Annotated in this window: 6 protein-coding genes and 1 pseudogene; 6 read left to right on the top strand and 1 reads right to left on the bottom strand. The window is 37.8% G+C overall.

From position 1 onward, the window contains the following. A partial coding sequence (locus GPK88_RS11960) for an RNA-guided endonuclease InsQ/TnpB family protein (RefSeq protein ID WP_252197763.1) occupies positions 1-964 on the top strand: 964 nt, incomplete at its 5' end. A gap of 121 nt (positions 965-1,085) precedes the next feature. On the opposite strand, the gene GPK88_RS11955 is transcribed toward GPK88_RS11960, so the two are convergent. Further along, positions 1,086-1,949: an AraC family transcriptional regulator gene (locus GPK88_RS11955; RefSeq protein ID WP_173741623.1), complete on the bottom strand. Its 864-nt coding sequence runs from the start codon at positions 1,947-1,949 to the stop codon at positions 1,086-1,088. A 199-nt stretch (positions 1,950-2,148) separates the two neighbouring features. On the opposite strand from GPK88_RS11955, the gene GPK88_RS11950 reads away from it, so the two are divergent. From GPK88_RS11950 to GPK88_RS11930, 5 genes and pseudogenes are all read left to right on the top strand, one after another. Then, positions 2,149-5,187, top strand: coding sequence for a glycoside hydrolase family 2 TIM barrel-domain containing protein (locus tag GPK88_RS11950; protein ID WP_173762413.1), 3,039 nt, complete (start codon positions 2,149-2,151; stop codon positions 5,185-5,187). A gap of 167 nt (positions 5,188-5,354) precedes the next feature. After that, positions 5,355-6,752: an MFS transporter gene (locus tag GPK88_RS11945; RefSeq protein ID WP_195566921.1), complete on the top strand. Its 1,398-nt coding sequence runs from the start codon at positions 5,355-5,357 to the stop codon at positions 6,750-6,752. A 351-nt stretch (positions 6,753-7,103) separates the two neighbouring features. Then, positions 7,104-7,904: a helix-turn-helix transcriptional regulator gene (locus GPK88_RS11940; RefSeq protein ID WP_195566919.1), complete on the top strand. Its 801-nt coding sequence runs from the start codon at positions 7,104-7,106 to the stop codon at positions 7,902-7,904. A gap of 161 nt (positions 7,905-8,065) precedes the next feature. Continuing rightward, a pseudogene (locus GPK88_RS11935) lies at positions 8,066-8,877 on the top strand (HAD-IIA family hydrolase). Between the two features lie 32 nt (positions 8,878-8,909). Beyond that, positions 8,910-9,458 carry a hypothetical protein gene (locus GPK88_RS11930; RefSeq protein WP_117539071.1) on the top strand — a complete coding sequence of 183 codons (549 nt, stop codon included), beginning with the start codon at positions 8,910-8,912 and terminating at the stop codon, positions 9,456-9,458. Positions 9,459-9,771 lie beyond the last annotated feature (313 nt).

Genomic DNA, 9,771 nt, shown 5'->3' with positions numbered 1-9,771 from the left:
AAATCCGCCCCGTTTTAAACAGGACAATATCCCGGTCACATACATGCAGATGGGGATCCGGCATGAGAAAGGTTCAGACCAGCTGCGGCTGTCTCTGCCAAAGGATCTGAAAATCTATATGGAAGAAACCTATGGGATCCATGAAAGATTTCTATATCTTGAAAATAAGATTTTCAGGGACATGGATCATATAAAACAATTGCGGATCTATCCGCCGGAAAACGGAAAATGTGACCTTATCGTTATCTATGAGATTGAAGGACCAGAGCAGCTTTCCCAGAATGGACATTATTTATCTATTGATCCTGGACTTCATAATCTGATGACCTGTTATGATTCCGGAAATGGCCGGACTTTTATCCTTGGAAGGAAATATCTTTCATTGGAAAGATACTTTCATAAAGAGATCGCCAGAGTGCAGTCTGTTTGGTATGCGCAGCAATCGGAAAGAGGGATAAGATATCCAGGATCATCGAAACATATCCAGAGACTTTACAGAAAAAAGCAGAATACAGTGAAGGATTATCTTCATAAAGTGACCAGATGGATTGCAGAATACTGCAGAAAAGAAGATATCCGCTGTGTGGTTGTGGGAGATATCCGAAATATCCGTAAAGAGAAAGATATGGGGCATAAAGTCAACCAGAAGTTTCACGGACTGCCATATAACAGGCTTTATATCATGCTGGGATATAAGCTGAAACTGTATGGGATCCAATTGATAAAACAGGAGGAAAGCTATACCAGCCAGTGCAGTCCGTTATCACCGGAAGTATCAAAAAGATATGCAGAAGCAACAAACCGAAAAGAACGGGGTATGTATATAACTGACAGAGTAAGCTACAATGCAGATGCAGTAGGCGCATTTAATATCCTGCGGAAATATCTTTCCGTATCCGGAAAGCAGAAGGAACTGTCCGTAACCGGACTAAAAAATCCAGAAGTAATAAAAGTAGCTGTATAGCCGAAAGGCAAGCAGTATTGGTGTCATGGACGCACCCTGAAAAAAGGCGGTATCCCGCCAGATTTCAGATGCTCTGGTAACTAAGTTGCCGAGTAGTTCACTTTTTATGACATTATAGATTTCATAACCTATTTCTTATTTTTCGGTATTCTCTTGGCGAATATCCTTTCAATTTGTGAAAAAGCCGACTGAAATAAAGCTGGTTATCATATCCGACAATCTTAGAAATCTCATTGATGGAATAAGTTGTTGTTTCTAGTAACATCTGAGCATTGTTGATGCGGATTCCCACAATGAATTGCATTGGTGTAGAACCGGTATATTTTTTGAAATTTCGGATAAACCAGCTGACACTCATGCCTCGTGAGGCAGCATAATCATCAATATTGATATTTTGATTGTAGTTTTCACTGAAAAAGGTAACAGCATTATCCATCTCATGATCAAGGTATTCATTTTTTAATATGTGCTCTCTTGTCAGTTCCCGGTGGAAACTGATCAGAAGATGACGTAGCAAAAGGACAAGCATTTCCTCATAATTGTCTTGACAGCGTTGGAGTTCGATAATGATACGTTTGAAAATTTGTTCATATTCATTAGATGTACCCACTTGAAAGACACGTTCTTTATCTGGAAACCCATATTGACGTAAGATATTTTTCACATTGCTTCCTGTGAAGTGAATCCAGTATACTTCTGTCTTATCTTCTCCGTAATATTCATATTTTTGGAGTTCTTTCGGTCTGTACAGTACAATGTTGCCGGCTGGAACAATCGTTTCATTATTTACATTATCAAAATGAAAATGCCCACAACCAGCAGTGATATATATAATCTGATAATCCAGACGACCCTTTGGACGGTAGGTCGGAAGTTTGGGATGTCTGGAAAGACGGTAAGTACCACAGCTACCTACAATCAGCGGACGACTTTTGTCTTTGAAATCCATATGTGAGTGGTTCAAATAACCGGTGTTCAAATACATAGGACAGCACCTCTTTTCGTATTTTTTATCATTGTATCATTTAGTGCATATTTTGTCTAATCCAATTCATAGACATATTTTGCGGATTAGGATAAGCTATATATAACATAACTAAGGAACGTAAACAAAAAGTAAAGTATAAGGTTTGCTTTAGGAAAACAAAGAACAAAAAAGTATATGTATTGGAGGAGAGCTATTTATGATCGTACCACGTTATTATGAAAATCTAAGCGTACTGCACGAAAACACAATGCCAGCCAGAGCCTATTATATTCCGGCATCCAGAAGAATGGATAACTTGGTGGAACACAGAGAAGAGTCAGATCGTATGCAGTTATTGAATGGAACTTGGAAATTCCAGTATTTTAACAGCATCTATGACATTCAGGATTCTTTCTTTGAGAAGAATTATGATACAGAAAATTTTGATGAGATTCAGGTTCCAAGTGTATGGCAGATGGCTGGATATGATACACATCAGTATACAAACATCCGGTATCCATTTCCGTTTGATCCACCATATGTGCCACAGGACATTCCGTGTGGAGCCTATGTACATACTTTTGAGTACAGTAGAGATGAGAAAGCGCCAAAATCTTTTTTGAACTTTGAAGGAGTAGACAGTTGCTTTTACGTATGGATCAATGGCTCTTACATAGGATACAGCCAGGTTTCGCATATGACCAGTGAGTTTGATGTTACCGATGTACTTCAGGATGGAACGAATACGGTGGCAGTGTTGGTAATGAAGTGGTGTGATGGTTCCTATTTGGAAGATCAGGACAAATTCCGTATGAGTGGTATTTTCCGGGATGTGTACATTTTGAAACGCCCAAAACAGGCAATCAGTGATTATCATATTAAAACAAGAATTGAGGATATGCTTGCGAAAGTAGAAATTGAAATGAAATTCTACTCTCCGTTAAATGTAAATATTTCGATTGAAGATAGAAACGGAGCAGTTGTAGCACTAGGAAGTATTGCTGAAGAAGGAACAGCTGTATTAGAAATCGCAAGTCCGGAACTTTGGAATACAGAAAATCCATATCTATATAAAATGATTCTTGAAACAGAGAATGAAGTAATTGTAGATCACATTGCATTAAGAAAGATAGAGATTAAAGACCAGGTTATTTATTTAAATGGACAGAAGATTAAATTCCGTGGTGTCAATCGACATGATTCTGATCCGGTTACTGGATTTACAATCAATCCGGAACAGATTACAACCGATCTTACGTTAATGAAGCAGCATAATTTTAATGCGATCCGTTCCAGCCACTATCCGAACGCACCATTTTTCTATGAAATGTGTGACAAGTATGGATTCATGGTAATAGATGAAGCAGATATTGAAGCTCATGGTCCATTTATGATCTACAGAAAAGAAGACACTGATTACAATCGGTTCAAACGATGGAATGAGAAGATTGCAGATGATCCGGTATGGGAAGAGGCAATCGTTGATCGCGTAAAACTCATGGTGGAACGTGACAAAAACCGTTTCTGTATTGTTATGTGGTCAATGGGAAATGAGAGTGCTTATGGCTGCAACTTTGAAAAAGCACTGGAATGGACAAAGAATTTTGATCCAGACCGTATCACACAATATGAGAGTGCAAGATACCGTAATTATGATGAAACATATGATTACAGCAATCTGGATGTGTACAGCCGGATGTACCCAGCGCTTTCCGAAATTCAGGAATATCTGGATAAAGATGGAAGCAAACCCTTCCTTTTGGTAGAGTACTGTCACAGCATGGGAAACGGACCTGGAGATTTTGAAGATTACTTCCAGATGATTCAGGATAATGATAAAATGTGCGGCGGCTTTGTCTGGGAATGGTGTGATCATGCGATTGCTCATGGAACTGCTGAGAATGGAAAGACTATATATGCTTATGGGGGCGACCATGGCGAAGAAATTCATGATGGCAACTTCTGTATGGATGGATTAGTATATCCGGACAGAACGGTACATACAGGACTTTTGGAATACAAGAATGTTTATCGCCCGGCAAGAGTTATTTCCTATAACAAAGAAAGCGGAGAACTGGTGCTTCATAACTACATGGATTTTGATGACTTGAAAGATTATGTGAAGATTAGTTATGAGCTGACACAGGATGGTCTTGTGATCAGCAAAGGCATACTTCCGGAGTTTTCTGTGGCACCACACGGGGAAGGAAAAACAAACCTGAAGATCAATGTTCCAGAGAATGGGAAATGTTATTTAAAACTTATTTACCATCTGAAAAAAGAATTGCCACTGTTGGATGAAGACCATATTCTTGGATTTGATGAAATTGAGGTAAGTAAAGAGGATACAAAATGTAAACTTGCAGAGAAATGGATACCAAAAACAGTAGTGGACACTGAATTACAGGTAAATGAAAATGATACACAGATTCATATCAAGGGGCGTGAATTTGCTTATACCATAGACAAACGTACTGCACTCTTTACAGAGATGAAATTCGCAGGGCGGGAATACTTGAACCATCCGATGGAATTAAATATTTGGAGAGCTCCAACAGATAACGATATGTACATCAAGTCTGAATGGAAGAAAGCCCACTATGATAAGGCTTACACAAGAGCCTATACGACAGAGGTTGTGCAGGGAAAACATGGTGTGAAAATTACAAGCCATGCATCCGTTGTGGCAGAGACAGTACAGAAGATTCTTGATGTGACGATTACATGGAAAATAGAAGCTGCTGGAAAGATTGATGCAGATATTGCAGTAACAAAAGACGATGAATTCCCGGATCTTCCGAGATTTGGTGTGAGGATGTTCCTGGATAAAAAACTTTCAGCTGTAAGATACTTTGGAATGGGACCACAGGAAAGTTATTGTGATAAACATCAGGCTGCGAGCCACGGTTTGTACCGGGCAGATGTAGGGGATTTACATGAGGACTATATCCGTCCACAGGAAAATGGAAGCCATTATGATTGTGAATATGTAGAGCTTAACAACAGCCGATATGGAATTGTGGCATCCGCAGAAAAGGCATTTTCATTCAATGCTTCTTATTATACACAGGAAGAACTTGAGAAGAAAACGCATAATTATGAATTAATAGAATCAGATAGTGTAGTATTCTGTGTTGACTACGCATTAAATGGCATTGGTTCTAATAGTTGTGGTCCAGTTGTATTGGAGCAGTACCGATTTGATGATGTATTATTCCGGTTCCAGTTTACACTGATACCGTATGTAAAGGGATAATAAAGTTTCATGTAACCCGTAAACAAGGAAAGAGAGTCTGATTGTAATGTAAAGTCCGGATATACAGAGCAATCAGACAAAATCAGAGAAAAAAACAGAATTAGATATCATACGGTTAGCCATATTGAGATTCTAAGTGCGATGAAGATGAGGAGCAAAGAAATTCGATGGAAGAAAAAAAGTATTTGAAATGGTATAACAAAATTGGATACGGATCAGGTGATATTGCAGGTAATGTAGTCTATGCGTTCCTGACATCTTTTATGATGGTCTATCTGACGGACTCGGTAGGACTTGCTGCAGGTGTCGTGGGTACCCTGATTGCCGCATCAAAACTATTTGATGGTTTTACGGATATATTTTTTGGATCAATGATTGACAAAACACACAGTAAAATGGGAAAAGCGAAACCCTGGATGCTATACGGATATATTGGTTGTGCCATTACGCTGGTCGGCTGCTTTGCAGTACCGGTGAGTTTGGGAACAACGGCTAAATATGCATGGTTCTTTATTTCTTATACACTGTTAAATGGTGTGTTTTATACAGCAAACAATATTGCTTATTCAGCACTTACGTCACTGATTACAAAGAACAGCAAAGAGCGTGTACAGATGGGATCTTACCGTTTTATTTTTGCATTTTCAACAAGTCTTCTGATTCAGGCGATTACAGTTGGATTTGTAGATAAATGTGGTGGAGATGCTGCGGCATGGAGAACGGTTGCTATTATCTATGCAATCATTGGTCTGGTCGTAAATACGATTTCAGCACTTTCTGTTAAGGAACTTCCGGAGGAAGAACTTAACGAAGGAGAAGTAAAGAATGATAATGAAAAGTATGGAATGGTACAGGCATTCAGGCTTCTTGTCAAAAACAAATATTACATGATGATTTGTGGAACATATATTTTACAGCAGTTATATGGTGCCATGATTGGAGCTGGCATTTATTACATGACATGGGTACTGAAAAATAAGAATTTGTTTGGACAATTTGCATGGGCAGTAAATATTCCACTGATCATTGCTCTGATTTTCACACCGACATTAGTTGGTAAGTGGAAAGGTATGTATAAACTGAACTTAAGAGGTTACGTCTTAGCAGTCATCGGTAGAGCACTTGTTGTTGTTGCCGGATATATGGGCAGTGTTCCGCTGATGATGGCATTTACAGCTCTTGCAGCCTTAGGTCAGGGACCATGGCAGGGAGATATGAATGCAGTTATCGCATCCTGCTCTGAATACACTTATCTTACGCAGGGAAAGAGAATTGACGGAACGATGTACTCTTGTACTTCTCTTGGTGTAAAAATCGGTGGAGGTATTGGAACCGCTGTTGTTGGATGGATGCTTGAGTTCAGTGGATATGTCGGAACAAATGTAACTCAGCCACAGTCTGCACTTGATATGATGCAGTTCATGTATCTTTGGCTTCCGTTAATCTTTGATGTATTGATTATGTTTGTACTTTCAAGAATGAATGTAGAAGATGCAAATAAAAAACTGAAAGCAGAAAAAGGAATTGCTGCAGATGAAGTAACAGATGCATTAGACATAAATTAGAATTGACAGGAGAAAGCGTTGTCTGGTCGTTGCTCGATGAGACAGTGCTTTTTTCTATATATAAAGTGATAGAACTGTATTTTGAAAATAAAAAAGGACCACTTCATTTTTGTGAAATGGCCTTAAGAAAATATTCAGTTTTCACAAAATAGTCCTTTTAGTATTTATACATGGTAAGGATGCTCAAAATATTCAGTGTAGAATACCAAAAGGTTATTCAGATATTTTTTTAGGTTGCTCATTTGCAATTCCTCCTTTCCTTATTTACAAGTTGATTATAAGATAGGTGTAAAAGGATTGCTTGCCAAATCGAAAGAAGATATAGACAAATGTTGCAAAGGGGAGTATTTCATGCAGTTAAAATATGTTGACACAAAAGAGGAGATCATAGCAATAAATAGGAAGTCAAAACATATTGAACCACATCTTCATAATGCACTGGAGATCGTTTGTGTAACAAGTGGATCATTAGAACTTGGTGTCGGACAGGAACTATACCATATGGAAAAAGGAGATATAGGCTTTGTATTTCCAGATGTTATTCATCACTATCAGGCACTGACACCCGGTGTAAATAAAGCGACTTATCTGATTGCATCGCCATTTACGATAGCCAAATTTGCAGATATCATGCAATCCATGGCTCCTGAATACCCAATCATCAAAGCGGAAAAGGTTGAACCGGAGGTATATAGGGTTATAAATGCAATTTTAGAGACAGAACAGTCGGATATTACTGTTGCACAGGCATATCTTCAAATTGTGTTGGCACGCTGCATAGGAAAATTAAATTTGGTAGAAAAGAGCAGTGTGGGGAGCAACGATCTTATTTACCAGACAGTTTCCTATATATCAGCAAATTTTAAGAAGAAATTTTCGCTGGAAGAGATGGCAAAAGATCTGGGGGTGAGCAAATATGTTTTATCCAGACTCTTTTCCAAGACATTCCATAGAAACTTTAATCAATATCTTAACGATGCAAGGCTGAACTATGCATGCCATCGTTTGGAAAATACGAGTGATTCTATTACAAATATTTGTCTGGATAGTGGATTTGAAAGTCAGAGAACGTTTAATCGAGTATTTAAAGAAAGATATAAAATATCACCAAGTGATTATCGAAGTACTTGTGTGAAAGAGATGTTGTCATAAAAGGTTCTGTTGATCGAAATATTTACTTTGATTTCACAGTACTATGTATTTGATTTTATGTGTGGATGATATAATATAAAAATATTTGTAGAAAATAGCGCTTTATTTTATTATGAAAAGAGTAAGGTGTATTCTAAAGAAACAAGAAAGGCAGGGCGCATATGAACATGATAAAATCCATAATCGATTTTAATGAAAAAAAGGATTCATCTGTGATATGGATGGTGTGATCTATCATGGCAATCAGATATTGCCAGGTGTTCCAGAATTCATCCAGTGGTTGCATGATGAAAAGAAAGAATATTTGTTTTTGACAAATAATAGTGGATATACACCACGAGAATTAAATCAGAAACTGGCTAGGATGGGACTTGATGTGCTAGAAGAACATTTTTATACCAGTGCATTGGCAACAGCCGCTTTTTTAAAGGAACAGGCGGCAGGCTGTTCAGCATTTGTGATAGGAGAAGCAGGTCTCTTAAATGCACTTTATGATGTTGGCATTACAATGAATGATGTAAATCCGAATTATGTTGTTGTGGGAGAGGGACGATCCTATTCATTGGATACCTTAACGAAAGCAACGAATTTAGTTCTGAAGGGAGCTAAGTTGATTGGAGCAAACTCGGATGTTTCCGGACCGATTGAGAACGGCATTGCTCCTGCTTGTCGTGCATTGATTGCACCTATAGAAATGGCAACAGGTACACAGGCATATTTCTGTGGGAAACCGAATCCACTGATGATGAGAACAGGATTGAATATGCTTGGCTGTCATTCTGCAGAAGCAGTGATGGTTGGAGATCGGATGGATACGGATGTAATTTCTGGTATGGAAAGTGGTATGTCTACCGTATTGGTTCTTTCTGGATGTTCAACGAAGGATACGCTCAAAACTTATGCTTATCTTCCGACAATGGTATTGAATGGAGTGGGAGATATCGCCAGTATGGCAAAATCAAAAGAGGAATAGTGTGATTAGGCAAATACCAGGAGGTAAAGTATATGATGAAACTTGATAATTTTGTAGGAATGATGACAGGACATTTTGATAATAAGGATCAATTTAATAAGATGCAGGCAGAAGGGAAAACATATCCATATGCGGAACATGTAAATACAATCTGTAATGACAAAATAAATAACCTTCCTGAAGATTTCAAAGGAAAATTTGTTGTTGAAGAGAGTTATTATGAAATTAATGGAAAACGTCATGCATCTCCACATCTTTTCCTTATCACGGAAATAGAACAGGGAATTTTACTTTCTTCTTATGAAATTCCAAAAGGAGAAGATAAAAATACATTTTCATATGATTCTATGAAGAATGTTGATTACTCTAAACTAGAAAAATCTGAAAAATTTAATCCGGCACTTTATCATGAAAAGGACGGAATCTGGGAGGGAGGTAGCACAAGCCAGTTCTCTCCGGTAATGACATTCAAACTTTGGGAAAAGTTTTCCAACAATTTTCTGGAAGTATCGGAAAGCATGGAAGTTAATGGAAAGAGAACTTTTGGATATGATGAACCAATAATTTATAAGCGTGTATAATCAAAGGTCTGCATATTGGGATGAACTTCAGTTTGTAGAGGACTCGATGAATTTGCGTAATATTGGGCGTTACATGAATGTTAATTTAAGAAAATAATATGGTAAGCAAAAGCGGGATAACTTTTCAAAGTCGCTGTTTCTTTGCGTTTACGCAAACTTATCATATTGAGTGAAGTATCGAAAGTGATTGAAATAGACTTAATCCTGGAGGAATATTTCAACGCAGCATGATAAAAAATAGAATAGTAGTGATAGAAAAAAGTACAAATAAGAATCGAACATTTGTACTTTTTTCTTGCGTTAATCTATATAC

Origin of the sequence: Blautia sp. MCC269 (assembly GCF_018785655.1) — a bacterium.
In the GTDB taxonomy this organism is placed as follows: domain Bacteria; phylum Bacillota; class Clostridia; order Lachnospirales; family Lachnospiraceae; genus Blautia_A.
Note: the sequence above shows the minus strand (reverse complement) of the source record. Positions and strands in the feature narration are given on the sequence as shown.